The 26,376-nt window shown below is 61.5% G+C and carries 20 protein-coding genes and 1 riboswitch; of the genes, 9 read left to right on the top strand and 11 right to left on the bottom strand.

Annotated features, from left to right (window positions below; genetic code table 11):
- Positions 1-156: 156 nt before the first annotated feature.
- From OK351_RS10670 to OK351_RS10635, 8 genes are all read right to left on the bottom strand, one after another.
- On the bottom strand, positions 157-1,461 hold the full coding sequence (locus tag OK351_RS10670; RefSeq protein WP_265158680.1) for an MFS transporter: 1,305 nt from the start codon (positions 1,459-1,461) through the stop codon (positions 157-159).
- Positions 1,462-1,561: 100 nt separating this feature from the next.
- Complete coding sequence (locus tag OK351_RS10665) at positions 1,562-2,206, bottom strand: polysaccharide deacetylase family protein (protein ID WP_265158676.1); 645 nt, start codon at positions 2,204-2,206, stop codon at positions 1,562-1,564.
- A 394-nt stretch (positions 2,207-2,600) separates the two neighbouring features.
- The gene (locus OK351_RS10660) at positions 2,601-3,095 is read right to left on the bottom strand and encodes a CoA-binding protein (protein WP_265158674.1); all 495 of its coding nucleotides are present in this window, start codon (positions 3,093-3,095) and stop codon (positions 2,601-2,603) included.
- On the bottom strand, positions 3,095-4,462 hold the full coding sequence (locus tag OK351_RS10655; protein WP_265158672.1) for an O-acetylhomoserine aminocarboxypropyltransferase/cysteine synthase family protein: 1,368 nt from the start codon (positions 4,460-4,462) through the stop codon (positions 3,095-3,097). Before OK351_RS10655 ends, OK351_RS10660 begins: the two co-directional genes overlap by 1 nt.
- A gap of 125 nt (positions 4,463-4,587) precedes the next feature.
- Positions 4,588-4,682, bottom strand: a riboswitch (SAM riboswitch).
- Positions 4,683-4,905: 223 nt separating this feature from the next.
- A complete protein-coding gene (locus OK351_RS10650; protein ID WP_265158670.1) occupies positions 4,906-6,252 on the bottom strand; it encodes an LLM class flavin-dependent oxidoreductase in 1,347 nt (448 codons plus the stop codon).
- 39 nt (positions 6,253-6,291) lie between these two features.
- Positions 6,292-7,140: an ABC transporter permease gene (locus tag OK351_RS10645; protein WP_265158667.1), complete on the bottom strand. Its 849-nt coding sequence runs from the start codon at positions 7,138-7,140 to the stop codon at positions 6,292-6,294.
- Positions 7,137-7,985 (bottom strand): ABC transporter ATP-binding protein, encoded by an 849-nt coding sequence (locus OK351_RS10640; RefSeq protein WP_265158665.1) that lies wholly within the window; start codon positions 7,983-7,985, stop codon positions 7,137-7,139. The genes OK351_RS10645 and OK351_RS10640 overlap by 4 nt, the downstream gene beginning before the upstream one ends.
- 6 nt (positions 7,986-7,991) lie before the next feature.
- Positions 7,992-9,029 (bottom strand): ABC transporter substrate-binding protein, encoded by a 1,038-nt coding sequence (locus tag OK351_RS10635; RefSeq protein WP_265158663.1) that lies wholly within the window; start codon positions 9,027-9,029, stop codon positions 7,992-7,994.
- 403 nt (positions 9,030-9,432) lie between these two features.
- Here OK351_RS10635 and OK351_RS10630 point away from each other — a divergent pair, with 403 nt between their 5' ends.
- The 3 genes from OK351_RS10630 to OK351_RS10620 all read left to right on the top strand — a co-directional run bounded on the left by OK351_RS10630 (position 9,433) and on the right by OK351_RS10620 (position 11,238).
- Positions 9,433-10,002 (top strand): histidine phosphatase family protein, encoded by a 570-nt coding sequence (locus tag OK351_RS10630; RefSeq protein ID WP_265158661.1) that lies wholly within the window; start codon positions 9,433-9,435, stop codon positions 10,000-10,002.
- A gap of 112 nt (positions 10,003-10,114) precedes the next feature.
- Positions 10,115-10,612 (top strand): RNA polymerase sigma factor, encoded by a 498-nt coding sequence (locus tag OK351_RS10625; RefSeq protein WP_265158659.1) that lies wholly within the window; start codon positions 10,115-10,117, stop codon positions 10,610-10,612.
- Positions 10,609-11,238, top strand: a complete 630-nt coding sequence (locus tag OK351_RS10620; protein WP_265158657.1) for a methylated-DNA--[protein]-cysteine S-methyltransferase — start codon at positions 10,609-10,611, stop codon at positions 11,236-11,238. Before OK351_RS10625 ends, OK351_RS10620 begins: the two co-directional genes overlap by 4 nt.
- A gap of 117 nt (positions 11,239-11,355) precedes the next feature.
- On the opposite strand, the gene OK351_RS10615 is transcribed toward OK351_RS10620, so the two are convergent.
- The 3 genes from OK351_RS10615 to OK351_RS17950 all read right to left on the bottom strand — a co-directional run bounded on the left by OK351_RS10615 (position 11,356) and on the right by OK351_RS17950 (position 14,256).
- Positions 11,356-12,816 (bottom strand): flavin reductase family protein, encoded by a 1,461-nt coding sequence (locus OK351_RS10615; protein ID WP_265158655.1) that lies wholly within the window; start codon positions 12,814-12,816, stop codon positions 11,356-11,358.
- Complete coding sequence (locus OK351_RS10610; protein WP_265158653.1) at positions 12,813-14,117, bottom strand: aromatic ring-hydroxylating oxygenase subunit alpha; 1,305 nt, start codon at positions 14,115-14,117, stop codon at positions 12,813-12,815. The genes OK351_RS10615 and OK351_RS10610 overlap by 4 nt, the downstream gene beginning before the upstream one ends.
- Before the next feature lie 61 nt (positions 14,118-14,178).
- The gene (locus OK351_RS17950) at positions 14,179-14,256 is read right to left on the bottom strand and encodes a hypothetical protein (RefSeq protein ID WP_371931425.1); all 78 of its coding nucleotides are present in this window, start codon (positions 14,254-14,256) and stop codon (positions 14,179-14,181) included.
- Between the two features lie 16 nt (positions 14,257-14,272).
- Between OK351_RS17950 and OK351_RS10605 the strand changes: the two genes are divergently transcribed.
- From OK351_RS10605 to OK351_RS10580, 6 genes are all read left to right on the top strand, one after another.
- A complete protein-coding gene (locus OK351_RS10605) occupies positions 14,273-15,205 on the top strand; it encodes a LysR family transcriptional regulator (RefSeq protein WP_265158651.1) in 933 nt (310 codons plus the stop codon).
- A 458-nt stretch (positions 15,206-15,663) separates the two neighbouring features.
- Positions 15,664-16,593, top strand: coding sequence for a formylglycine-generating enzyme family protein (locus OK351_RS10600; protein WP_371931415.1), 930 nt, complete (start codon positions 15,664-15,666; stop codon positions 16,591-16,593).
- A gap of 651 nt (positions 16,594-17,244) precedes the next feature.
- Positions 17,245-19,317, top strand: coding sequence for a BCCT family transporter (locus OK351_RS10595; RefSeq protein ID WP_265158649.1), 2,073 nt, complete (start codon positions 17,245-17,247; stop codon positions 19,315-19,317).
- Positions 19,318-19,670: 353 nt separating this feature from the next.
- A complete protein-coding gene (betC, locus tag OK351_RS10590; RefSeq protein ID WP_265158647.1) occupies positions 19,671-21,206 on the top strand; it encodes a choline-sulfatase in 1,536 nt (511 codons plus the stop codon).
- Between the two features lie 1,141 nt (positions 21,207-22,347).
- A complete protein-coding gene (gene fdhA, locus OK351_RS10585; protein ID WP_265158645.1) occupies positions 22,348-23,562 on the top strand; it encodes a formaldehyde dehydrogenase, glutathione-independent in 1,215 nt (404 codons plus the stop codon).
- 219 nt (positions 23,563-23,781) lie between these two features.
- Complete coding sequence (locus tag OK351_RS10580; protein ID WP_265158643.1) at positions 23,782-25,689, top strand: BCCT family transporter; 1,908 nt, start codon at positions 23,782-23,784, stop codon at positions 25,687-25,689.
- Positions 25,690-26,376: the final 687 nt, after the last annotated feature.

Below are 26,376 nucleotides of genomic sequence, written 5' to 3'. Positions count from 1 at the left end.
ACAAACCTCCAGCAGACCAGTGACATGACCCACAATGGATCTTTGTTTGTATGACTTTATGTTTGATTCGGTGGCATAGTCAAGTGTTCTGCCGGAAAACTTTGTGGAGGTTTGTGGTTTTGTCTGCGCTTAGGTGGGAATTTGCCGGCGCCCCGGCTATTCCGGGGTGGATAGTGACTGGGCCGGCGACCGGTCCAGGGGATGGTCCAGCTCGTCGCGCCAGAACCGGCCGCAAATCCAGGCCACCAGGGCCAGGATGGGTGAGGCGAGTCCGGCGACAATGAAGATATCCCGGGTGGAGACCACTTCGCTCAAGGGGCCGGCGACCGCCATGGACACGGGCATCAGCGCCAATGAGACAAAGAAATCCAGGCTCGAGATCCGTCCCAGCAGGTGGCGCGGCACCCGGCGCTGCAACAGTGTTCCCCAGGTGACCTGCCCGATGCCGTCGGTGAGCCCGACAATGAACAGCAACGGGAAAAGCCACCACAGGGCGGGAACGACGCCCACCCAGGCCAGCGGCAGCGAACCCAGTCCCCAACAGGCCATCATGACGGTCAAGTAGCGCCGCGGCAGCCGGAAGGAGGCCGTGGCCACCGAACCCAGGGCGCAACCGACCCCGTAGGCGGCCAGGGCCATCGCGAAACCGGTGGCATCGGAATCCAGGCGGTCACTGATCTCGAAGGGCAATAGCACCTCGAAGGGGCCGATAAACGTGAAAACCGCGACCACAGCGAAGATCAGTGTCCACAAGAGCCACGGGGTCCCCAGCGTGTAGTCCACCCCTTCCCGTAGCTGCTGGAAGGCCGTGGCCGGACTGGGGTCGGCCCCGGTGCCCTCGATGCGGTCATAGACCGGCTGCCGGGAGATCAGCCGCAACACCAGCAGGGCGGCCAGGTGGGCCAGTGCGACGCCGGCGATCGCGTGGGCCGGGGAAATCCAGGCCACGATAACCCCGGCGGTCATCGGCCCCAGGGCGGTCTGGATGGCCGGGCGCATGGTGCCTTCCACGCCATTGGCGGCTAAGAGCTCCTCGCCGGGCAGCATCCGAGGCAACAGGGCCGAGTAGGCCGGATAGAAGAAGGCCGCTCCGGCCCCGGAGATGAATCCGGTGATCACCAGGTGCCATAGCTGCAGGGTTCCTGTTAATGCCAGGAGCGCCGTCGTGGACATCAGCAGTACCGAAACGGTTTCCACCCAGATCAGGATCCTGCGGCAGGAGTAACGATCTGCGGCAATGCCACCAGCCAGTACCAGCAGGATCAGCCCCAGCGCGCTGGCGGTGGCCACCATCGACAACTGTGTCGGGCCGCCGCCGAGTTGGCGCACCTGGTAGACCATCGCCACCGCCCACATGCCGTGGGCCAGGATCGACAGCGCCAAGGCGCAGGCCAGGATCCGGTAGTCCCGACGGGCGAAGGGGCGCAGGATGCGCAACGCCGGAACCCAATTGCTGCCCATGGTGCACTCCTTGGTGATTGAGGTAACCAGTCAATGATCAGGTCTCTGATTGAGGTTTGTCAATCACTGGGTTGCGCCGTACGGCGGTTGATCCGGTTGGCTAGGCCTGCCCGCCAACGGGTCTGCGGGTCAGGGCCTGGCCGCCGGAAAGCTCCGTGCCGGCAAAGAGCTCGTCGATGGTCACCAGCGAGTACCCCTGTCCCTTCAGTCGGCCGATGAGTTCCGGAACGGCCTGGACGGAGGTTTTGTGGATGTCGTGCAGCAGGATGATCGATCCACCGCGGACCGCTTCCATGGCCACGCTGACGGTCCTGGCGGGATCGTGATGCTGCCAGTCCAGGGTGTCGACATCCCACAGGATGAGCGGGTCGTGGATCAGCCGATCCGTCGCGCCGTTGTGTGCACCGTAGGGAGGGCGTACGGTATCCGGCGCGAAACCGGTGATCTTCCGGATGGCCTCGTTGGTGGATTCCAGTTCATCGGCAACCCGCTCGGGCGGGAGCGTGGTCAGGTCGGGATGGGTGAAGGTATGGCTCCCCAGCTGGTGTCCCTCGGTCACCATGCGTTGCAGTGCGTGGGGGTACTGCTGGACATTCTGTCCCAGCAGGAAGAAGGTTGCCGGTACGTTCTCCCTGGCCAGCAGATCCAGTAGCCCTTCGGTGTACTTGCCTGGACCATCGTCGAAGGTCAGCGCCACGCACTTGGCAATGGCGCAATCCACCCCGGGGTGTCGTTTGATGTGCACAGGTCCGGCCGGGGCCACGACGGGTGGCGGCGCATGTCCCGTGGTCGGGCCGACCTGCGCCGAACCGGCGATTCGGGCTGCGGAAGCTCCGGAAGCCGGCCTCCAAGTACCGGGTTCGGCGGCATCCGGCGACGTATCGCCGGCGAGGCCGCAGCCGGCCAGTAGGGTTGCGCAGAGAAGTAAAGACGCCGTTAGGGCAAGGCGGGAGCGCAGGGGCATGAAATAACCCTCTCGCGATGTCCAAATGAGATCAAATTCCCATGCTCACTTGGTGTGAATATGATTCAATTCACTGCGAATGGGGTGTGTTGCCCAGCTTTCGGGTGCCCAACGGCCACGGGGGTGCCTGGCGCAAAGGCCAGGCACCCCCGTGTTCAAATCCGCGGCACCGGTATCAGGCCAGCAATTGGCGCTTGGAGGAAATCACCCCGGTATTGAAACCGGCCAGGCGCAGCCCGCCGTGGAAGCGCGCGTGCTCGATCTTCACGCAGCGGTCCATGACCACCTTCAAGCCGGCGGCCTCGGCACGTTCGGCTACTTCCTCATGCCAGGAACCCAGCTGCAGCCAGAGGGTCTTGGCTCCCACGGCCAGTGCTTCGTCCAGTACCCCGGGCAGGTCGTCATGCTTGCGGAAGACCTCGACCAGGTCCGGGGTTTCGGGCAGGTCGGCCAGCGACTTGTAGACCGGCTGGCCCAGGATCTCGTCCACCACCGGGTTGATGAAGTACACCGTGTAGTTCGAGGAGGACAGCAGGTAGGTGGCCACGAAGTAGCTGGCCCGCGAGGGCTTGTTCGACGCGCCAACGATCGCAATGGACTTGGTGTTGCGCAGGATGTTCAGCCGTTCGGCGGCGCCGGGGCCTTCCCAGGTGCGGGTTGCGGTGCTCATTAGTTCGCTCCCTTTCCGGCGGCAGGCAAGGCACAGGCCGCGCCGTCATAGGCCGGAGCCTCGAATTCACTGTCTGCGGTGGCCTGCTGCGAGGCGTCCAACGCCTGGTCCAGGTCCCAGAGGATGTCCTCGACATCCTCCAGCCCCACCGAGAGACGGATCAGGTCCTCGGGCACACCGCCGGCCGCCAACTGCTCGGCAGTCAGCTGTTGGTGGGTGGTGGATGCCGGGTGCAGCACCAGGGTGCGCGCGTCCCCGATATTGGCCAGGTGGCTGGCCAGCTGCAGCGCCTCGATGAACTTGGCGCCGGCGGCGCGTCCGCCCTTGACCCCGAAGCTGAAGACCGAGCCGACCCCCAAAGGCAACAGCTCCTTGGCGCGCTCGTGCTGCGGGTGGCTTTCCAGTCCCGCAAAATTCACGTAGCTCACCCGTCGATCCTTTTGCAGCCATTCGGCAACGATCCGGGCGTTGGCCACATGGCTGTCCATACGCTGGGCCAGGGTTTCCACGCCCTGCAGCAGCTGGAACGCGGACTGGGCCGGCAGGGAGGGGCCGAAGTCGCGCAGCTGCTCGCTGCGCAACTTGGTCAAGAAGCCGTATTCGCCGAAGTTGTCCCACCAGGAGACGTTGCCGTAGCTCGGCACCGGTTCGGTCATGGTGGGGAACTTGCCGTTTCCCCAGTTGAAGGTGCCCGACTCGATGACCACGCCACCCAGGGTGGTGCCGTGCCCGCCGATGAACTTGGTGGCCGAGTGGATCACGATGTCCGCGCCGTGCTCGATGGGGCGCAGCAGGTAGGGCGGGGTCAGGGTCGCGTCAACGACCAGCGGCAGCCCGTGGCGGTGCGCCACCTCGGCCAGCCCCTTCAGGTCGGCGATGTCACCGGAGGGGTTGGCGACCACTTCGGTGTACACGGCCTTGGTGTTTTCCTGGATCGCGGCCTCGAAATCCGCGGCCTCGGTGGAATCAACGAAGGTGGTGTCGATGCCGAAACGGCGCAGCGAGACGTCCAGCTGGGTGATGGTGCCGCCGTAGAGCTTCGAGGAGGCCACGATGTGGTCCCCGGCCTGGGCCAATGCGGCAAAGGTGACGAATTCGGCGGCCATGCCCGAGGCGGTTGCCACCGCGCCGATACCACCCTCCAGTGACGCCATGCGCTCCTCGAAGGCCGCCACGGTGGGGTTGCCGATGCGCGAGTAGATGTTCCCGTACTTCTGCAACGCGAAGAGGTTCGCGGCATCATCGGCATCCTTGAAAACAAAGGATGTGCTCTGGTAGATCGGCACCGCGCGGGCGCCGTGCTCGGCATCGGGGGTGCCGCCGGCGTGCAGCGCACGGGTGCGGAATCCAAACTTGTGGTCGGCCATGGTGGCGTACGACTCCTTATCGGTTCGTCTTTGGACCCACCACGGCATCGGCCTGGTGAGCCTTCAAGGCAGTATCCCGAGGTGATGACCGATGTCGCTGTATATTGCCGTACAGGCCGAAGGCAGCTCCATCGTTCCTGGCGGTAGCACCATATCCACCGGTTGTGGCAGGTTGCTGCGGCGTCATCGAACCAGATCTCTCGGCCGCTCGGGATGGTCGCCTCCAGTCTCTCAACATGAACGAATGCGGCCCAAGTTGTGCGTCGAAAGATTGCGCGGCGCACACCTCGGTCGGTGGCCTCCCGGCAGGCCGGATACGCCTGGTTCTGGCTTTCGTTCCCCCATGCCGTTCGCGGATTTGTCGCCGGAAACGACGAGGGTGGCCCGGCACACCCGAAGAGGCGTGCCGGGCCACCCTGATAGGCGCCACGTGAGTCGGCTCGTTAGGCCACCTGCTCCTGATGCGCCCGTTCCCGGGCAAAGTGGTTCCGGGGTACCGGCAGACCGTAGTGCCCACGCAGGGTACTGTCCTCGTAGTCCTCGCGGAACAACCCCCGCTGGCGCAGGATCGGCACGACATGCTCAACGAAATACTCCAGTCCCGAGGGGAGAACCGGCGCCATGATGTTGAAGCCATCCGCAGCACCCTGGGTGAACCATTGCTCGATATGATCCGCGGCTTGTTCCGGGGTTCCGACAAGGGTCTGGTGCCCACGCCCCGGGCCCAATTCACGGATGATCTGCCGGACCGTCAGATTCCGCTCGTAGCCCAATCCGAGCACGAGGTCACGGCGTGAGGTCGATTTCTCCGCGGGAACCAGCTGGCCCAGACCTTGGGGCAAGACCCGGTCAAGGTCCAATTCGGCGGGGTCCACGTGCAGCACCTGCGCAAGGTTTTGCAGTGCATATTGCGGCAGGATCAGTGCGTCGAGTTCATCGGCCAATCGCTGTGCCTCGGTCTGGGTGGAACCCAGGATCGGCACGATCCCCGGCAGGATCTTCACTTCCTGGCTATTGCGTCCCACTTCTGCCGCCCTGGCCTTTAGCTCCCGGTAGAAGTCCTGCGCCGAGGCCAGGGACTGGTGCGCGGTGAAGATCGCCTCGGCCCAGCGTGCGGCAAACCCCTTTCCGGCTTCGGAGGCACCGGCCTGAATGATGACCGGACGGCCCTGCGGTGAACGGGGCACATTCAACGGACCGGCAACCTGGAAATGCTCCCCCTGGTGGTCGATGCGATGGATCCTGGTGGGAGCGGCCCATACCCCGCTGTCCTTGTCACCCACCCTCGCGTCGTCTTCCCACGAATCCCACAGTCTTTCGGTGACCTTCAGGAATTCCTCGGCCCGGGCGTAGCGCTGGGAACTATCCGGTTGCGCGTTGCGGGAGAAATTCCGGGCCGCGGCGTCTCCTGCGGTCGTCACGACGTTCCAACCGGACCGGCCGTTGCTGATGGCGTCGAGGGATGCGAACTTCCGGGCAAGGTTATACGGTTCGTTGTAGCTGGTTGAGGCCGTGGCAATGAGTCCGATCTTCTCGGTGGCCGTGGCCAACGCCGCCAACAGGGTGACCGGATCCAAGGCGCCAGCCGGACGTTGGGCCGGCGGAGCCTGCAATACCGGCGAATCGGCGAAGAACACCGCGTCGAATTTCGCTTGCTCCGCAAGTTGGGCCAGCCGCTGGTAATGGCGAATATCGGTGCCGGCACCGGTATCGCTTTCCGGCAGGCGCCACGAGGATTCATGATGCCCCGTGGTCATGAGGAACGCATTGAGAATCAGGGAACGGGTCATGGTTATCGAGTCCTTTTCATTGGTCGGGTAGGAGGGCGGTCAGCTGGAGGCATGGTGCCAGCGCGAGAAGTGGCGTTCCAGCGCGACGAGTAGCGCGTTGACCACGTAGCCGAGGACGGAAACGGTCAGGATGGCGGCGTACATCTGGGGGATCAGGAAGCTGGCTTGCGAGTTGGTGATCAGGTATCCCAAACCGGCCTTGGCGCCGATCATCTCGGCCGCGATTAGTACCAGGACCGAGGAGGTCCCGGCCATGCGGATCCCGGTGAAGATGGTGGGCACCGCGGAGGGGAGGATGACCTTGGAAAAGACCTCCAGGCTTCCCATCCCGAGGGTCCTGGCAGCCCGGATAAGCAGCGGGTCCACGCTGCGCGCCCCGAGGATGGTGTTCAACAGCACGGGGAAAAACGCCGCGAAGACCACGATCGCCACCTTGGACACCTCACCGATCCCCAGCAGCAGGGTGAATACCGGAAGCAGGGCCAAGGCCGCGGTATTGCGGAACACCTCCAGTAACGGGTTGAGGAACTCCCGGACCCGCGGATACCAGGCGATCACCAGGCCGGTGGGAACACCGATCGAGATCGCCAGAAGGAACCCGGTGGCCGAACGGCCCAGGCTTGCGGTGGCGTGGACCAGTAGTTCTCCGCTGCCGATCAGTGCCCACAGCGCAATCAGCACCTCATGCAGCGGTGGAAGGAAGACCCGGGCCGCGTCGGAGAGCACGAACCGCGGTACCAGCTCCCAGAGGGCCAGGAATGTCAGGACCGCCCCGGAGCGGTACAGGATCCGGCCCGCTACGACTCCGACTTTCCGGAACTCGGCCTCAGGAACCGGTTCGAAGGAGACCTGCTCGGGCGGTTTCCCGGAGATGACGGGTGAACTCATGCCGCCACCACCGCAGCCACGTGTTCGGCATCGTCGATATCGGTGGACCCCGTGGGCAGATCCTGGTGATGCAGCAGGTTCCAGATCTGGTGCCGGTACGCTCCGAAACGGCCGGTGGAACGGATGTCCTGTACAGCGGATTTGTCTCCCAGATCAATGTCGATGATTTCGCGGATGGTTCCCGGCTGGGAGGACATCACCGCGACCCGTTGGCCCAGATACACCGCTTCCTCGATGCCGTGGGTGATGAAGATGATGGTGGTCCCGGTCCGCTGCCACACCTGCAACAGCAGGTCCTGCAGCTGTTCGCGGGTCTGTGCATCAAGCGCGGCGAAGGGTTCGTCCATCAGCAGCACCTGTGGCTCGTGCGCCAGCGCCCGGGCAATGGCGACCCGTTGGCGCATGCCTCCGGAAAGCTCGTTCGGATAGCGTTCCTCACGTCCCTGCAGACCCACCAGCCGCAGGTATTCGGTGGCCCGGGCCCGCCGTTCCTGCTTGGTCAGCCCGCCCTTGCCGCGCGCCTGGCTTTCCAAGCCGACTTCGACATTGGCCACCGCTGTGCGCCAGGGGAAGAGGGCGTACTGCTGGAAGACCACCGAGCGTTCAAGTCCTGGCCCGGTAATGGGGCGGCCGTCGACGAGTACCTGACCCGAGTCCGGAAGGCTGAGCCCGGCCAGGATATCCAGCAGCGTGGACTTGCCGCACCCGCTGGGCCCCACCAGGGTCACGAATTCCCCCTCGGACACCTGCAAGTCCAGCGACCGAAGCGCTGTCACGGCCTGGGATTGCGGCCCACCGGAGCGACGGAAGACCTTGCCGACGTTGTTGATTTGGATCTTGGACATGTTCGCCTACTTTCCTTGTTGCGTCAGGTTGTTGTATTCGTTGGTGTAGTAGTCGCCCGGATCGATGGAGCCCTCGATGCTGCCGCTGTCGTTGAGCCAGCGTTCCCAGAGGGTGAGATCCGAGTCCGAAATGAACCCGTGTTCCGACACCCCGTAGCTCTTGAAATACTGCAGCGTGTCGGTGCTCTCACCGCGGTCCCTGCCCTGGATGATTTGGGCCTGTCGTGCGACGACTTCCTCCCGGGTATGTTCCCGCGCCCAGTTGATCGCCTTTCCGATGCCGGTGACCAAGGTGCGAGTTGCCTCGGGATGTTGGGCGATGAAGTCATCCCGCAGGACGTACTGTCCGGCGTTGAATTCACCGAAGAAATCCACGTCGCTGAAGAGCCGGCGCAACCCTCCCTGGGCCACGGCCCGGTCCTGCAAAGCGGCGCTGAGGGCTCCCACATCGATCTGTCCGGTGCGCAACGCCTGTTCGGTGTCGTTCGGTGGCAGCACCACGAGTTGGACCTGGTCGATTTCCTCTTCGGTCAACCCGTTCTCGCGCAGATAGGTGCCGATGACGGCTTCGGAATGGGCTCCCAGGGTATTGACCGCGACGCTCTTGCCGATCAGGTCCCGCGGTTCGGTGATCTCACTGTCTTCGGTGACGTAGTAGCCGAAGAAGGACTGTTCATCCGAGCCGTAGGAGGAGATCACCGCGGTCACCGGTGCCCCGGCGTCCTGTAGTTTGATGATTGCCCCGGTGAATGCGCTGCCGATATCGGTGGCCCCCGTGGCGGTATTCTGGATCGAGGACGGTCCACTGGTGGTATTGCCGACCCACTCCAGCTCGATACCGTCCAGGAAACCCAGGTCATCGGCAAGTTCGGGGAGGGGCACACCGTTGGCCGTCCCTTCATAGCGGACGGTGACCGTGCCGTTGGCGTCGGCTTCCGTCGCGGCCTGCCCGGTGGTTGCGCATGCGCCAAGCAGTACCGGTGCGGCGAGCAGCAACGCCGCAATGGAGGGGTTGCGCTTGTGGAGCCGTGTTGGTGCATTCATCGATATGTCCTTCGAAATCGGTGCATTGGTGTGATTGGTCGAAATCAGCCAACCACGGACCGAGCCCCAGGGATACCCCCATGTCAACTAGGGAAACACGGTGCAATTTAAGTACTTGATGTCTTTGGGCTACGTGGTGCTACGCCGGCGGTAGCTGTGTGGCATTTGGCGCTGCGGTCGGCCCGCCGCGGGGGCACATGCCTTGGACAATCCATTCATTTGTTGCGCGGTTTCACGTCACCGCAGGCAACCTTCGGGCTGTTCTCCCGAATCCCGTGGACTTCACCGGTCATGGAATTCCCGGAAAAAGGTTCCGAACAGGTTTCGATGGGTACCTTCATGACGGCATCGGACGCGCGCCGGGGCCGCCCGGGAAATCCTCACACTGGTTAGACTCGTGGATATGGACAGTGCATTGGCTTTGGTCCGTCATGGACAGACGGATTGGAATCTTCTCGGGCGACTACAGGGGCAAACCGACATCCCGTTGAACGGCACCGGCTGTGAACAGGCCCGTGCGGTGGGCGGGCAGCTTGCCCAGCAGCACTGGGATCTGGTGTTGGCTTCCCCTTTGGGGCGGGCGCAGCAAACCGCCCGGATCATCGCCGACGAGCTCGGGGCGCAGACCGGTCCTGCAGTGGCGGACCTGGTGGAGCGAGGCTTCGGTGCGTTGGAAGGCCAGTGCCGTGCGGAGCTGGACGAGGATCTGGTCCAGCAACTGCTGGAACAGGCCGAACCACGCCAGCACGTCCTGCAACGGGCCGTTCTGGGACTGCACCGGTTGTTGGACGAGAACCCCGGGAAGAGGATTCTGTGTGTCAGTCACGGGGCGACCATGCGGATCCTGCGTGACACCCTGGCCGGGAAGAAAATCCCGCGAGGAGTGGAGAACGGGGAAGTCATCCCGATCGACCTCGAGCAGCTCGAATCCCTGAGGAACCAGCTGCTCAGTGGTGAAGTTGCCGTGGTCTGAGCGGCCCGCCCATCACCCCAGCGGGCGTCGTGGCGAAGAATTCTTGGCACCTAGGCTCACACTTTGGGGCTATATACCGTTTACAGGGTAGGAACCGCACACCAGGAGCCCCATGAAGCAGCCCTTTGAACAGATTGTCCAGGCCTACGGCCTGAGCGTGCTGCGGGTGTGCCGTGCCCTGCTGGACGAACACCGGGCCCAGGATGCCTGGTCGGAAACCTTCCTGTCCGCGCTCAAGGCGTACCCGGGGCTCGACCCCCAGGCCAACATCCAGGCCTGGCTGATTCGCATCGCCCACCACAAGGCGATTGACGAGTTGCGCCGCCACCGGGGGGAAACCGTGCAAGCCGATCCGGCGGCCGGTGAGGTTGCCGTGGAGCTCAGCCCGGAAACCAACGCCGAAAACCATGAACTGTGGGCACTGGTCAAACAGCTGCCCGAAAAGCAACGACTGGTCGTTGCCTACCGGTATCTGGGCGGTCTCGGGTACCGGCAGATATCCGAATTCCTGGGCGGTACCCCCGAGGCAGCACGCCGCGCCGCGGCCGACGGGATCAACAGCTTGCGCAAGGTCATCGACATCAGCGCCTACGAAGGAGCCAGCCCATGAAGAAGAAGGAAACGACTGCGGTCGCCACCGCGGCAGAAGCCGCATTGCTGAGCGAGCTGCGCCAGCGGTTGGAAGACTCCGCGCAGTTGGAACAGCTCACCGATGTGGTGTACCGGGTGGTGGATTCGCCGCTGGGCAAACTGCTGCTGGCCTCCACCGGACAGGGGATTGTCCGGGTGGCCTTTGAAGGCGAGGAACACGACAAGGTCCTGGAAAGGCTCAGCGACAAGGTCGGGTCACGGATCCTGCGCTCCGAGGCAAAGCTTGATGCGGCCGCACGCCAGATCCACGAGTACTTCAACGGGACACGCAGGACCTTCGAGTTGCCCCTGGACCTTCGGCTGTCGACCGACTTCCGCCGCCGGGTACAGCTGGAACTGGACCGGATCGGCTACGGGCAGACCCTGAGCTACGCGCAGATGGCCGATCGCATCGGCAACCCGAAGGCCGTGCGGGCGGTGGGTTCCGCCTGTGCCACCAACCCGCTGCCGATTCTCCTGCCCTGCCACCGGGTGCTGCGTACCGACGGATCGTTGGGCGGGTATCTCGGTGGGTTGGAGGCCAAGCGCCAGCTGCTGTTGCTGGAACATGCGCAGGCCGTGCCGGCGGAACAACACCTGTTCTAGCCCCGACGAACACGGTGACCCACGGGGAACAACCTGCACGGGTTGCCGCACGAGCGCAATCCCTATCCGGCGGGTGGCGGAACCCGCAAAGGATCCCACCAGCCGCCCGCCGCGGGATCAGGCGTCGATTTCCAGGTCGCTCTGCGCAGTGGAGCAGCAGGGCAGGAATTTGCCCGCCTCGATCTCCCGGGCGCGGATCCCGCCTTGGTGCTGCATATCCACATCCCCCGAGATCTTGACCACCTTGCACGAACCGCACATGCCTTCCTGGCAGTTGGCCCCGATCCTCACCCCGGCCCGTTTGGCCACGGCCAGGATCGGCTCCCCGGGATCGATCCTGACCTTGATCCCGGTTTTCATAAAGGCCATGGTCAGGCTTCCCTCGCCCACGGTCTCGAAATCCGCGGCATCCGGCGGTGGCTGCTGCTCGGCGGTGGCCGCGGCATCATCGATGGCCGCTGCCGACTCCAGCACGATGACCTCACCCGGAGCCGGTTGCTCGGGGTCGGGCCAGGCCTCGGATCCGGCGGCCTGCAATTCAAGCCCGGTGGCCTCCAGTGTTCCGTCCTCGTCGTAGCCTGGTTCGTAGATTCCCAGCTCGGCCGGTTGCTGTTCGAAGTAGTCCTGCGCCGACTCGGCCAACTCGTCGGCGAACTCCTCGGCCAGGCCCTCGGCGTACGCCACTTCCTCCCGGTATTCCCGCCGGGTCTGCCGGTTGCCGGAGAAGAACTCCATGTGGATCGAGGTCTCATCCACGCCAACCTGCCCGAGCAGGTCCGCGGCATTGTTCAGGTATCCCTCCGGTCCGCAGGCGTACACCTGGCGGCCATTGGCATCCGGTGCCACCTGGTCGATCATCTGGCAAGTGAGCCGACCCAGCATCCATTCCCAGTTCCCCGGAACGGAGCGGTCGCCCAGGGAGTAGAACACCTTCAGGCGCTCATCGACAGCGGCGATGTATTCCAGTTCCTTGGAAAAACCGAATCCGCCGGGCTCGGCACCGTGATACAACACCACCACATCGGCCTGGCCGGGCAGGGAATGGATGGTGCGCACCATGGACATGATCGGGGTGATTCCCGCCCCGGCGGCCAGGAACAGGAAGCGTGCTCGGCGTTCGGCATCCGGAAGGTGGAAGGCCCCGACCGGGCCGAGCATGTCCAGCACGGTGCCGGGCTTCACGTTTTCATGGACCCACGGGGACACCAGCCCCTGGCGTTCGCGTTTCACCGTGATGTTGAAGGTCCACGGTTGGGTCGGTGCGCTGGAGATCGAATAGCTGCGGTCCACCGAGTCCCCGTCCGGCCCATGTACGGGGAAGGCGATGTTCAGGTACTGTCCGGCCCGGAAGGCCAATGGCGCGCCGTCGGTACGGCGGAAGACGAAGGTCATCATGCCGCCGGCTTCCGGGACGGTTTCAACGCATTCGGCCGTGAATTCCTGCGGATGCCACGGACCCAGGGCACGGGCGGCCCCGGCGGCCTGCTCGGTGGATCGCAGCACCCGGTTCCATGGCATCTCCAGGCCGCTGATCCGCTGCATGACCGGTGCCTGGATACTGGTGGTGGTAACGATCATGCCAGGTGCTCCTGCATGCGCTGCACGTACCAGTTGATGAAGGCCTCGACCTGGTATTCACTCTTCATGTAGGGCCCGGGCTCGTAGGCGGGGCTGGCCGCTCCGGCCTGGCACAGTTCCACGAAGGCCTTGTCCTGCAGGTTGGTCTGCTTCCAGGTGTGGGTGAGTTTCTCCAGGTCGTAATCCACCCCTTCGACCGCGTCGTCGGCCACCAGCCAGGTGGTGCGTACCAGGGTCTGGTGCTCGTTGATCGGGAAGGCCCCGAAGGTGATCACATGGTCGCCCAGGAAGTGGAACCAGCTGTTGGGCTGCACGTGCATGGAGCAACGGCCCAGCCGGAAATCCCGCAGGTCACCCAAAAGTTTCTTCGACAGACGACGACCATCGGGGGAGAAGGACTCCCCGTGCCCGTCCAGCGGTTCACGTGAGATCCGGAATCCGGCAATTCGGCTATCGAGTTCCTCCACCACCTCGTAGGGCAGGCCGTAGCGGCGGCAACGTTCCTCCAGGGAGGACTCGGCTTGCTTGTTCCGGTCCCAGACCTCCTCCAGATGGGTGGGGACGATGTCATCGGTCAGCCCCCAGGTGGGGAACAGTGAACAGGCCAGTTCGGGGTGGCCATCGCAGTGGTAGCACTCGCGGTTGTTCTCCATCACCAGCTTCCAATTGCCCTCCTCGACGATATTCTGCTGGTAGGCCACCTTGGTGCGCGACAGGTCATGGGGTGCCAGATACGGTTCGAAGATCTTGGCTGCTTCGTCGAAATCCGCTGGTGGTTCCTCGGCCACGCAGACAAACACCAGCCCGGCGTAGACCCGGCTATGGGCCCGTTTGAGTCCAAAACAGCCCTTGTCGAAGGTGGTTTCACCGGGTGCCGAGGCGTGGATCAGATCGCCCTCGGGTGAGTAGGTCCAGGAATGGTAGCCGCAGACCAGGTTGCCGGTGGAACCCGACTTCTCAGTCAATACCCGCGCGCCGCGGTGGCGGCAGACATTGTGCAAGACGTTCACGCCCCCATCGTCCTTGCGCATCACGATTAACGAGGTCGGTCCGTACTCGATGGTCACGTAGTCCCCGGGTTCCGGGATCTCGGCGATACTGGCGGCAAAGAGCCACTGTGATCCGAAGACACCCTCCATATCCAGGGCGAATACCGTCGGATCGGTGTAGAACGGCGCGTCGAGCGAATAGCCGACACGGCGCTGGTCGAACAACTCCTTGATCTCCGACAGGTGCTCCGCTGGCAGCGTGCTGGAGAGCCTTCCCCGACGAGTGCGAGGTGTGTTGATCGATACAGACATGGATGTACTCCTTGGGAGACGGATGCAGGGGCCTGCGGTAGTTGAAAATAAATGTGGTCGTTCATGAACCAAGTGTTGTTGTACAGATCACACTATTCCCTGTAATGCTGCTAGAAAAGCGCAAAAAGATGCCTAACATCGTGCACAATAGCTGCATGATTGATCCACGGCTCATGACCCTGCGCACCTTTGCCGCTTGCGGCTCGGTGGCGGCCACTGCCAAGCTCACCGGTTACTCCCCTTCAGCTGTCTCGGCACAACTGCGCGAGCTGCAGCGGATGCTTGGAATGCAGCTGCTGGCCAAGGACGGACGGGGCGTGCGGCTGACGTCTACCGGGCGGCATCTGGTGGCTGAGTCTGACAAGTTGGTGACCGAGTGGGAGCGGTTGCGGTCCTCCGCCTTGACAGCCGAGGGGCGGGTGCAGTCCCATCTGGGACTCGGTGGGTTCTCCACCGCTGCCGCCCAGTTGCTGGCGCCGCTCGCTGCGCAGCTGCGAACGACTCGGCCGGATGTCGAGGTCCAAGTGATTGAGGCCAGCCCGGCCCGCTGCTACGAGCTATTGATTGCCGAGCGGATTGACTTGGCCGTGGTGGTGGCAATGCAGACGGAATCGCACATGGAGGAGGAGTTCCAGTTCCAGCAGACCACCTTGCTCAATGATCCCCTGGACGTAGTGCTACCCGCGGACCATCCGCTGGCGGGGCGCGAGACGGTACGACTCGAGGAGCTGGCGGAGGATCGCTGGATTTCCGACACTCCCGGGTCGGCCTACCGGGCGCTGTTCACCGCCGCGTTCACCGCAGTGGGCGTTAGCCCAAGAGTTGCCCACGAGGCCTTGGAGTGGGAAACCATGGTGGCGTTCGTGGGAGCGGGGCTCGGTGTGGGCCTGCTGCCGCGGCTGGCCACTATCGGAAGTACCGGGAATGTGCGTCGACTGCGCCTTGTAGGCCCCGGCAGGCCCACGCGGAGAATCGTTGCCTCGGTGCGCACGGGTAGTATGGATTCCCCTTTGGTCGGTGAATCCTTACAAATTCTTCAGGCGACTGCGCATCGGATTCTCAGTGAGCGCTTGGTGGAGGAAAACTAGACTACCCCCGGCGTCAGCTCGATAAGTGGCGCTGAACTACTGACCTAAGGACTACAGTTGAGAAGGCATGACGCCGTACGGTTTCCCGCTGCTACAGTCTTTCTGGGCGATGCCGAGGACCATGCGCTCAAATGACTTCCCAGTTGTGCGTCAAGGGTTCTCAGAACTGGATGCTGAAAAACCATGGCGTTCATCGAAAACATGCTCGCTCATCTAAAATCCGTCAGCTACATTACCCGGAGCGAGCAGTGAGGTTGCCGCCAGCATGTAGGACAGCAATGCTGGTAGGAGCATTGATGGTATCAAGCCTACGACCTACTTGGGCGGCCCTTGGTAAGCGATGACCGGAAAATTCTGAGCTTTTGGCAGAGAATCTGAAAGGTAAGAATATGACCCTGCCCCTCGACGGCTCGTCTGGTAACGGGCCATCGTCTAATGTCCCAAGGAAGAGCTGTTGCGTGCCTTCGCGCGAGCCACTGTTCACCGTGGTGGGCAGTCGAAAACTAGATGTTAAGTCCGCTCTATCCGCGCGCCAGTTTCACCACGATATTGAAATCCCTAGGGGAATTTTCAGCATGGGTGACGCCTTTGGCGAAGGGTATCTTGCCGATGGCGAGATCCCCGTTCACGAGGTGCACCTGGAGAGCTTTCGTATCGATGCCACCACTGTCACGAATGAAATGTATGCCGCCTTTGTTCACTCCACGGGTTACCGGACCGAGGCCGAGAAGTACGGTAGCTCCGCCGTCTTTCACTTGCTTTCTACGGCATCGGGATCGGACGTGATCGGTGTCGCTGCCGGAGCGCCATGGTGGCTAAATGTGCGTGGAGCCAGCTGGAAACGTCCTACCGGCCCGAATTCGAACTGGAAGGACATCCCCAACCACCCAGTGGTCCATGTTTCCCACCGTGACGCACTGGAATATTGCACCTGGGCTGGAAGACGCTTGCCCACGGAGGCTGAGTGGGAATATGCCGCCCGTGGCGGGCTGGAAGGTATGCGATACGCCTGGGGCAACGAGCTAACTCCGAATGGAGAGCACCGCTGCAATATCTGGCAAGGCGTATTCCCCGCAAGCAACAGCAGCGACGATGGCCATATTGGTACCGCACCCGTCGCCTCCTTTCAATCCAATGGGTATGGCCTATATGAGATGGCGGGCAACGTCTGGGAATGGTGTGCGGACTGGTTTCTACCTAAGTACTACCGCAATTCCCCTAAAGAAAATCCGCAAGGACCCACTATTGGTTCGGGCCGCGTGATGCGTGGGGGATCCTACTTGTGCCACGACTCCTACTGCAATCGCTACCGAGTCGCCGCACGTACTTTCAACACCCCGGAATCATCCTCTGGCAACGTGGGCTTTCGAACCGTAGCGCTGAGCTGAGGTCCGCAGTTCTGACATGCGGTCAAACCCCGAGATGCATTACACACAATGCGGGCACCTGCCAAATCGGCAACTCCGGTGAACCCAAATACATCTAGGTTCTACACTGCAACATACGTATCACTAATATATAAGAACTATTGACAACACTTGAGACCCCGATTAGTCTCCGATGTTATGACCAAGCTTACTTTTTTGGCACAACGCCCCCGCACTCGCGGGGTTGCCAGGAGAGTCGAGGCGTCAGCCATTCTGCGCAACCTAACGAAGTCTTTTCCTTCGGTTCCCACTGTGGGATACGAAAATGACTCGTGGGAGGTCGTCGCGATTGGTTGGTGGGGCAGCGAGCCCTAAACTGTGAATTCTCTTTAGCAGAACCTGGTCTGTACCGAACGAGCAGCGCGCTATCCGCTGACGCTCACATCGTTCCCCGATTCCTGTAATTCGCTTCGTCGCGCCATGAGCAACCCTCGGTGCCAAGCAAGCACACACTAATGACAGGTTCTTGGCAAACGAATCTCTTGGCTGTGTATTTACAACCGATTCCCTTTCCCGACTCCCATGCAGTAATTGGTCTCGTTGCGGTTCGCTCGCGAAAGCGACTACTTTGCTCTGCTGTGCCTCGAGGACCAAAGAGAGGACTCTGTTTCGATGTCTATAAACTCCCACCACCCTGAACGAGAGCCGAGCAGCTCTCGCCTGAAACAGCCCAAGCGAGATCGTCAGCGCGAAAAACAACGTAAGGTCAATGATTCCAGACGCCTGAACCGCAGATTGCTTGCCTACCCCCACGCCACGCACCCAGTCCTGGTCCCCGGTATCGCTATCGATGAGCAGCGGAGGAGGTATCGGGTCGACAAACTTGTTTTTGCCATCGCTGGCTCCTTAACTGTGGCGTTCGTCATCTGGGGCATTTGGTCCCCCCAAAGTGTCGCTTCTGTTGCAGAAACGGCTTTCTACTGGTCGACGGGTAACCTCGGCTGGATGTTCAACACCGTGGCCATAGTCGTGCTCATCGCACTGGTGGGTATGGCACTGTCTCCCTATGGGAAGATCCCGCTGGGTAAAGATGACGAGAAACCTGAATTCAGCACCTTTTCTTGGACAGCGATGCTTTTCGCGGCTGGACTTGGCGTGGCGGTACTGTTCTGGGGGCCCGCAGAACCACTCGCATATTTCGTCTCACCGCCGCCGCTGACCAACGCGCCAGAATCGGTGGAGGCCATGCATCGTGCCTTCGCCCAGACGTACTATCATTGGGGCTTCCACGCGTGGGCTATATACGCACTCGTGGGCGGGTCCGTAGCCTACGCTGCTTACCGCCGCGGACGTTCCTTGCTCATGTCCTCCATTTTCCGTGCTCTTTTCGGACAGCGGCTCACAGAGGGCCTGGCAGGCAAACTAGTCGACGTGTTTGCGATCATCGCTACGCTCTTTGGCACCGCTGCCGCGCTGGGAATCGCTGCAATGCAAATCGGAACCGGAGTCAGCATTGTCTCTGGAGCCGGGGAGGTCACTAACTACACACTTGTTGTCATCATCGCCGTGCTCACCATTGGATTCGTCGTCTCGGCCGTCTCAGGCGTCGCCCGCGGCATCCGCTACCTCTCGAACATCAATATCGTGCTGACTGTCGCTATGGTGCTGATCGTGCTCGTCTTGGGCCCCACTCTCTTCCTGTTGAATTTGTTGCCCTCGGCTATCATCGAGTATCTCGGCTCCATGTTCGACATGATGGGTCGGTCCCTCTCCTGGGGCTCCGAGACGCAAGAGTTTCAGTCCGTCTGGACCGTTTACTACTGGGCATGGTGGATCTCGTGGTCACCATTTGTCGGCATCTTCATCGCTCGAATCTCGCGCGGTCGAAGTATTCGACAGTTCGTGCTCGGCACTATCCTGGTCCCCTCGTCCTTGATCTTCATCGCCTACGGCGTTATGGGCGGTTCATCAATTTGGATGTATCGAGAAGGTCTTCCAGGGTTTACTGACGATATGGCCGCCCCTGAGGTGCTCTTCGCCCTGATTGGCAATCTGCCATACGTCGAATGGCTGCCGTACGTGGTGCTTGTCGTGCTGGCGATCTTCTTCATCACTGCTGCCGATTCAGCGTCGGTGGTGATGGGCATGCTCACCACACAGGGCGATCAGAAACCCCGCCGCTGGGTGATCATCTTTTGGGGCTTGGTGATGAGCGGAATTGCCATCGTAATGTTGCTGTTAGGCGATGCCATGGCGCTTGCGGGACTGCAACAACTAGTGATCATTACCGCTGTCCCGTTCGCACTTGTACTGATCTTGAGCTTGGTCGCATGGTTCCGGGAGTTGCGCACTGATCCGATGGCGTTGCGCTTCCGGTATGCCGACAGCGCGCTTAACAATGCGGTGACCGAAGGTGTTGACCGATTCGGTGACGACTTCGCCCTCGATGTAGTGAAAGCGAAAGGCGGAGGTGGTGCTGGCGCTGACGTAGATTCGTTAAACGAGGCGTACACCCAGTGGTACCAACGTACCAATGAAGACGGGGAGCCGGTAGGGTACAACTTCGAGACAGGGGAGTGGGCCGACGGCTACGATCCCGAAACTGGTGGGATCGCAACGATCATGCCAGCGCAGGTTGTTGAAACGCCGGGCCAGCAGGGGCGTCAGGCTGTTGAAGCCCCAGGAAGCTCCATTGATGAAGACAAAACAAGTAAGGTCAGTGAGGAATCTCGCTCGCTACCATAGGCCACCAACAGCGGCCGGCTTGAGGGTTCCGAATAGCTATTCATCTCTCCAAGTCGGATATTCAGCCCCGCGAAAGCAAGCGCTCATTCGCAGCACAAAGAGTGCTACATGGCACGTTGGCTACAAGACAGTGGCGACTTCGCTGGACACATAGCGGGATACTGCTAGGCGTTCAACTGCGGAAACTGGTCATTCCTGCACCTGCGGCCGAAGGCCCGAGCCACAACGGGCGGTTCTACCCCCTCATTATTTTGCGGGCAGACCACATGAGCCCGACCAATTGCCGGGCAGCTACTCGACACCCACAACAGTTGATTGCAGTTTTTTGCTCAAAATAACCGAAAGGAATAGTTATGACTATGAAACGACCGAACATCGTGGTCATTCAGGCCGATCAGATGGCCGCTCAGGCGCTTGGCGCGTACGGTGACACGGCCGCGAAGACGCCGAACATCGATAAATTAGCAGAAAACGGTGCGGTGTTTGACCGGGCCTACTGCAATACCCCTTTATGCGCTCCGTCTCGTGCATCGATGATGACAGGCAAGCTCCCCTCCGAGATTGATTGCTATGACAACGGGGATGACTTCGCGGCCTCCGCACCAACTTTTGCGCATCGACTGCGCGCCGTCGGCTACCACACCACTTTAATTGGCCGAATGCACTTCATCGGCCCCGATCAGCAGCACGGATTTGAAGAACGTTTGACGACCGATGTCTATCCGGCAAGCCTTGACATGGTGCCGGACTGGAACCGACCGCTTGGCCAGCGGTTGCAGTGGTATCACGATGCAGATGCGGTATTCAACGCAGGGGTCTCGAAAGCCACGGTACAGCAGGATTTCGACGACGAAGTCGGTTTCCGTGCAATTCGCCATCTGAATGACCGAGTACGGGCCAACCAGGCAGCCAATCAAGACATACCTTTTCTCATGGTGGCCTCATTCATCCACCCGCACGATCCATATGAGCCACCGCGGGAGCATTGGGAACGTTTCGCCGAAGGGCAGATCCCTGATCCCCGGAACCCCGAGGTTCCCCCGATCGACCAGGATCCTCATACCCATCGATTGCGTGCGATGAGTGGGTTCGACAAGCAGGACCCGACCATTGAACAAGTACGTAGGGCCCGCCGTGCATACTATGCGGCAGTCAGCTACATCGATGACCACATCGGGCGGATCATCGGACGCCTCGAAGAACTGGGGCTGGCCGACAATACCGTTGTTATCGTTACCAGTGACCACGGCGACATGCTGGGGGAGAAGGGCCTCTGGTTCAAGATGTCGCCCTACGAGCAGTCCTCGCGGGTGCCGTTGATAATGCACGGTGCTGAGCATCTGGTGCCCAGGGGTCGCTTTGCTAATCCAGTTTGCCTGCTCGATCTCTTACCGACGCTGGTCGAGCTTTCCGGGGCTCCGAAGGTGAAGACAACAGGCTTATCACTGCTGGAATCTGCACGCCGCGAACGTTCTGCTGAAGCCGGACCGGAAGAGCGTGACATTATGATCGAGTACCTGGCCGAGGGCACGTATCGACCCCAGTTAACCCTTGTCCGGGGTCCATTCAAGTATATTGTTTGCCCTGGCGATCCGGATCAACTGTTCGACCTAGACCAGGACCCGGAGGAACTACAGAACAGGGCTGAGGATCCACAGTATGCGCAGGCGATTGCGTCACTGCGGGAAGCCCTGGATGCCCGGTATGAGCTTGCTGCATTGGAGTCCGGCGTCCTGGCAAGCCAAGCTAACCGGCAGCTGGTGGCCGATGCGCTGCAACGAGGGCGGACCCATTCTTGGGACTTTGAACCCGCTCCTGAGCAGCGGTATGTCCGGGGTGACTTCTGGAACGCCCTTGGGTACGGCACGATTCCCGATCTAATGTCATGATTTCGCGGACCATATCGGCTCAGAACCAACCGCTTGTGCTTCTGCAAATGACGGTAGGCGTGTCTGCGGGACCGCCACGAGGCACAGAGCAAGCACAACAAGGCTGGTTTGCTCCCGACGATCTAGAAAGGCCGAAAGAAATGAGGTTTCGGCGATCGGTTGGAACACTGACACCGGCATTACATTGCTCGATAACTACCAAGGGGGAGCATGAGCTTTCCACAAAATCAGAATGACCGACTCACCGGCGGGATCGCCCTTTATTTCGATGGAGCCGTCGGGCCTGCTGCGTCGGGGCGCACCAGGAAGATCAGTTGTCCGTCCAATGAGGAAATAGTGGTGGTGGTCTCCGAGGCGGGTCAGGAAGATTCGGTGCCGGCTGGTGAGCGAGCGCAAGGCGGAAGTCACGTATGTTGAATCCGAATATCACGGTGATGATTGGTGAGCGTTGCGCTGAACCAGTGCCAAGCAAGTAGTGCATTGATACCTCTGATGGGCCCACCCCGCAGCCCGCCAGAGGGCAGCCTATTTTCCCTCGATATCCTGCTGATCTGCGGCACGGGACCTATCTGCCCGGACCGAAGCGGAACCGTAGGGTGCGAGGCCTGGGCAACAGTGTAGGCGTAATTCGAGCCTACAGCGGGTAAATCAGTGGCTCTTTGAACAACGAAAGGTAGGCCCTCAACGATAGGTGCATACGTCCCCTACGCGGGTTCCTGTTGCCATTGCATCGAGGCTGGGCGATGATGGCGGACTCTAACCCGTAGCGCATAGGTGCGCCAGTTTTCTTGCCTTGTCATGGTCTTACCGCGCCCAAACTGCTGCTCATCAGGCTCCGGCAGGAGCGCTAGGAGGCAGAACAAATAGCTCCGAACTGATACAGGTGACCGTGAGGCCCTCGGATTGCCATCGCAGGTGGAAAGTTCCCAAGTGTCCTCTGATGGTGCGGTAATCACAACACTCAGAGCGCGCTTCATGTTATCTACTTTTGCGCGAAATAAAGTCTACGTTTCCGCAAGCCCCGCAGCGCCTGATGTCAATATGCTCGTGAAACCCTTGACACCGAATGTGACTCCAAGCACACTGTTCATTAGTCGACGACATGTATCCAACTAATATTTTAGGAACCGGAGGTTCTTAGATGGGTAACAAAGCTGTTAGCTATGCAAGTCCTGGCAAGGTCGAAATCATTGATACCGGGTATCCGGATTTTGTGCTTCATGACGGTCCGGGAGTTCATCCGGCGAACGTGGGGCGCCAAGTGCACCACGGAGTCATTCTCAAGACCATTGCGACCAACATCTGCGGTTCGGATCAGCACATGGTGCGAGGACGCACGACTGCCCCGGCGGGTTTGGTGCTTGGACATGAGATCACCGGCGAGGTGATCGAGGTGGGCCGCGATGTCGAATACCTCAAGGTCGGTGATATCGTCTCGGTTCCCTTCAACATCTCCTGCGGCCGCTGCCGGAACTGCAAGGAAGGGCAAACCGGCATTTGCCTCAACGTCAATCCGGATCGGCCCGGCTCCGCCTACGGCTATGTGGACATGGGCGGCTGGGTCGGTGGGCAAGCCGAATACGTGCTCGTCCCCTACGCGGACTGGAACGCACTGAAATTTCCGGATCGGGACCAGGCGCTGGAGAAGATCCTGGATCTGACCATGCTCTCGGATATTTTCCCCACCGGGTACCACGGAGCCGTCGGAGCCGGAGTCGGCGTGGGCTCCACGGTCTACATCGCGGGAGCCGGGCCGGTGGGCCTGGCGGCCGCGACCTCCGCCCAACTGCTCGGTGCCGCGGTGGTCATTGTCGGGGACCTGAATGCCGACCGCCTGGCCCAGGCACGGAGCTTCGGGTGTGAAACGGTGGACGTTTCCCTGGGGAACCCCGCGGACCAGATCGAGCAGATCCTGGGGGTCCCGGAAGTCGACTGCGGCATTGACGCGGTAGGTTTTGAAGCCCGTGGCCACGGGGCCGAGGCCACTACGGAGCAACCGGCCACCGTGCTGAACTCGCTGATGGAAATCACCCGTGCCGGTGGCAGGCTGGGCATTCCCGGTTTGTATGTCACCGGCGACCCGGGAGCAGCCGACGAATCCGCCAAGGTGGGTTCGTTGTCGATGCGCTTCGGCCTCGGATTCGCCAAGTCGCATACCTTCATCACGGGCCAGTGCCCGGTGATGAAATACAACCGCGGACTGATGCAGGCGATCCTGTCGGAGAAGGTCTCGATCGCCAGGAACGTGAAGGCCACGGCCATTTCACTGGACCAGGCCCCGGAAGGCTACGCGGCCTTTGACGAAGGCGCCGCACAAAAATTCGTCCTCGACCCGCACGGGATGATCCACACCTAAAGCGGTGCCGCGACAGTGCGGGGTGCAACCACTGACCCGCGCTGTCGCCCCCGGGCACTGCCCCGTCACGGTGCCCCCCCACGCTCGCATTGCCCGAGCGACTACTGCGGTCTCGGCTTCGAGCCCTTTTTCCAAGGGATTCCATTCCCGAATCACACGACTATCTGGTGTGGGTGCATTCGACCTTGTTTGGATCCCACCCCGGAAAAGGAACGCGCCATGAATCACAGTGATCATTCGATCCAGAACCTCGTCGAGGAACTGCATTCGGCTCGCCACCGTCAGCCAAAGAAATACTCCATGCTGGGCACGGACTACTGGGTATTCGGCATCGCCGGGTGCCTTGCCTTGGCCTTTATTCTCTGGGGATTCATCTCCCCGGCGAGCCTGGGCAGCACTTCCAGCACAGCCCTGGACTGGGTGATGACGAATACTGGTTGGTTATTCGTCATTGCAGCAGCATTCTTCGCAACGTTCGTGCTGGTGGTCGCCGTCAAGAACTTTGGACGCATCACCCTTGGCAAGGATGGGGAAAAACCGCAGTTCAGCACCATCTCATGGATATCCATGATGTTCGCAACCGGTATGGGGATCGGATTGGTCTTCTATGGGGTAGGGGAACCGCTGTACTTCTACATGTCACCCCCGCCAGGTACCGTTGAGGGGCAAACGGATGCGGCAGTCAGCACGGCGATGGGGACCACGCTTTTCCATTGGACCTTGTTCCCCTGGGCCATGTACGCGATCGTTGGCCTGGGGATGGCCTACAGCAGTTTCCGGCTGGGACGTCCGCAGCTGTTCTCCTCGATGTTCTGCTCCATATTCGGCGAGCGGGTCATCCACGGATGGGGCGGTCGAACCATCAATATCCTGGCGATCCTGGCTACCCTGTTCGGTTCGGCCTGCTCGCTGGGTCTTGGAGCCCTGCAGATCGGTGGTGGACTGCAGACCACCGGCATCATGTCCCGGGTCGGTTCAGGGATGCTGGTCGTGATCATCGCGGTTCTCACGGCACTGTTCGTGGCCTCCGCCGTATCGGGCATTGAACGTGGAATCCAGTGGCTGTCCAATATCAACATGGTGCTCGCCGTGATCCTGGCAGCCATCGTGTTCATTGGTGGCCCGACTCTGTTCATCCTGAATGTGATCCCCAACTCGATCGGTTCCTTCATCCGTGACCTGCCGGAAATGGCCTCGCGTACCGCGGCCTCCGGTGACGGCAGCATGGCCTCATGGCTGTCCTCCTGGACAGTGTTCTACTGGGCCTGGTGGATTTCCTGGACCCCGTTCGTCGGGCTGTTCATTGCGCGCATTTCCCGTGGACGTAGCATCCGGCAGTTCGTCACCGGGGTCCTGCTGGTACCCTCCACCGTGACCCTGGCCTGGTTCTCGATCTTCGGCGGTGGGGCCATCGGCCTGCAGGAGCGCGCCGAACGTTCCGGACAGCTGAACGAGGCCCTGGCCGGCATCGTCGACGGGTCGCCGGATATCGACTTCGACGTGGTGCTTTTCGACCTGCTCGGAGCCCTTCCGCTGCCGGGATGGCTCTCGGTGGTGCTGATGGTGGTCACGGTGTTGCTGATCGCGATCTTCTTCGTCACCGGGGCCGATTCGGCCTCCATCGTCATGGGGGCGCTCAGCGAACGTGGTGCCGAGCACCCCACCAGGAAATCGGTGATCTTCTGGGGTGTTTCGGTCGGGGCGGTGGCCGCGGTGATGCTGCTGGCCGGCGGTGATCATCCGGCGGCCGCGCTGAACGGGCTGAAGAACATCACGATCGTTTCCGCATTGCCCTTCGTAGTGGTCATGCTGTTGCTCTGCGCGGCAATCTGGAAGGATCTGAGTCGGGACCCGGTGGTCTTGCAGGGCCGGATCGCCCAAGGCGTGCTGGAACAGGCGGTGGCGCAGGGAGTCGAAAGGCACGAAGGAGGGAACTTCGGACTGATGACCCAGGAAATCACGGTAGTCAGTAGCCCCGGAAGAGAAAATGGCCAGTTGGCAACCCCCACGGTGGAAGAGCTGGAACTGACCGTTGATGCTCTGGATCCCTCCGCGAACGGTCGGAGGGCGAACGGTCGCGAAGCCGAAGACGACGAGGTGGGGATGCCGGCCAACCAGCCCGGTTAACCCCGCACCCCTTCCGAACAAGCACAAACCGCAGCTGGCCTGCCCGATTTACCGGGCAGGCCAGCTGCGGTTTGCCCGGGCCTTGGCCGCCTTCCGGAAACCGGTCTTGCCTGCGGCCCAACGGGGCGTCAGGGATCGGTCCTGTCCCAGGTATCCCACGTGCCCTGAAACTACGCACCCCCAGGCTCGCACGATGCGCCATGGTGACAGGGGGGATTCCGCCGCCGGTCCGTCCCTTATGCAACATCAAGTTGCCATGGCTTTCGAGCCTCACCACTCGCTTTGCGCCGGCTGCGCCACCGGGAGGCTGATCCGGTCGCACGGGTTTGTCGGGGACCTGCACAACGATATAAGGCACGCGCCCGACCCGGGTCGGGCGCCGCTTCGGCACCTTCGAGCATCCGGAAGAAGCGGAACCCATGCAACAGATCCGTACCGTGGCCGGGCAAGGTCCTTGGCCTAGCCGGTCAAAGGCCGGCAGCTCATGATCGCGGTGGCCTGCCGGCCCGATACCTGTCTCCGCTGCGCCCATCAGCCGGAAGGGTTCACAGGGATAGTAAGCTCGGCACCAGCGCTCCCGGCATGGGAAACTCCGAATTGATCCAGACCCCGACGGTTATTCGTCGGGGCATCAGGGGGAAGGGGGAATCACCGATGCCCGGCGGTTCAACCTGAGAGTTTCCCGGG

The sequence above is a fragment of the Glutamicibacter sp. MNS18 genome (assembly GCF_026107515.2).
Taxonomy (GTDB): Bacteria; Actinomycetota; Actinomycetes; order Actinomycetales; family Micrococcaceae; genus Glutamicibacter.
The sequence above is the reverse complement of the archived record's forward strand: the minus strand, read 5'-3'. Positions and strand labels throughout refer to the sequence as shown.

What these genes read in the sequence shown, in the direction of transcription:
- OK351_RS10670 (WP_265158680.1), bottom strand. Translation starts at nt 1,461, where the DNA reads ATGGGCAGCAATTGGGTTCCGGCGTTGCGCATCCTGCGCCCCTTCGCC.
- OK351_RS10660 (WP_265158674.1), bottom strand. Translation starts at nt 3,095, where the DNA reads ATGAGCACCGCAACCCGCACCTGGGAAGGCCCCGGCGCCGCCGAACGG.
- OK351_RS10655 (WP_265158672.1), bottom strand. Translation starts at nt 4,462, where the DNA reads ATGGCCGACCACAAGTTTGGATTCCGCACCCGTGCGCTGCACGCCGGC.
- OK351_RS10650 (WP_265158670.1), bottom strand. Translation starts at nt 6,252, where the DNA reads ATGACCCGTTCCCTGATTCTCAATGCGTTCCTCATGACCACGGGGCAT.
- OK351_RS10645 (WP_265158667.1), bottom strand. Translation starts at nt 7,140, where the DNA reads ATGAGTTCACCCGTCATCTCCGGGAAACCGCCCGAGCAGGTCTCCTTC.
- OK351_RS10640 (WP_265158665.1), bottom strand. Translation starts at nt 7,985, where the DNA reads ATGTCCAAGATCCAAATCAACAACGTCGGCAAGGTCTTCCGTCGCTCC.
- OK351_RS10635 (WP_265158663.1), bottom strand. Translation starts at nt 9,029, where the DNA reads ATGAATGCACCAACACGGCTCCACAAGCGCAACCCCTCCATTGCGGCG.
- OK351_RS10630 (WP_265158661.1), top strand. Translation starts at nt 9,433, where the DNA reads ATGGACAGTGCATTGGCTTTGGTCCGTCATGGACAGACGGATTGGAAT.
- OK351_RS10625 (WP_265158659.1), top strand. Translation starts at nt 10,115, where the DNA reads ATGAAGCAGCCCTTTGAACAGATTGTCCAGGCCTACGGCCTGAGCGTG.
- OK351_RS10620 (WP_265158657.1), top strand. Translation starts at nt 10,609, where the DNA reads ATGAAGAAGAAGGAAACGACTGCGGTCGCCACCGCGGCAGAAGCCGCA.
- OK351_RS10615 (WP_265158655.1), bottom strand. Translation starts at nt 12,816, where the DNA reads ATGATCGTTACCACCACCAGTATCCAGGCACCGGTCATGCAGCGGATC.
- OK351_RS10610 (WP_265158653.1), bottom strand. Translation starts at nt 14,117, where the DNA reads ATGTCTGTATCGATCAACACACCTCGCACTCGTCGGGGAAGGCTCTCC.
- OK351_RS17950 (WP_371931425.1), bottom strand. Translation starts at nt 14,256, where the DNA reads ATGTTAGGCATCTTTTTGCGCTTTTCTAGCAGCATTACAGGGAATAGT.
- OK351_RS10605 (WP_265158651.1), top strand. Translation starts at nt 14,273, where the DNA reads ATGATTGATCCACGGCTCATGACCCTGCGCACCTTTGCCGCTTGCGGC.
- OK351_RS10595 (WP_265158649.1), top strand. Translation starts at nt 17,245, where the DNA reads ATGTCTATAAACTCCCACCACCCTGAACGAGAGCCGAGCAGCTCTCGC.
- betC (WP_265158647.1), top strand. Translation starts at nt 19,671, where the DNA reads ATGACTATGAAACGACCGAACATCGTGGTCATTCAGGCCGATCAGATG.
- fdhA (WP_265158645.1), top strand. Translation starts at nt 22,348, where the DNA reads ATGGGTAACAAAGCTGTTAGCTATGCAAGTCCTGGCAAGGTCGAAATC.
- OK351_RS10580 (WP_265158643.1), top strand. Translation starts at nt 23,782, where the DNA reads ATGAATCACAGTGATCATTCGATCCAGAACCTCGTCGAGGAACTGCAT.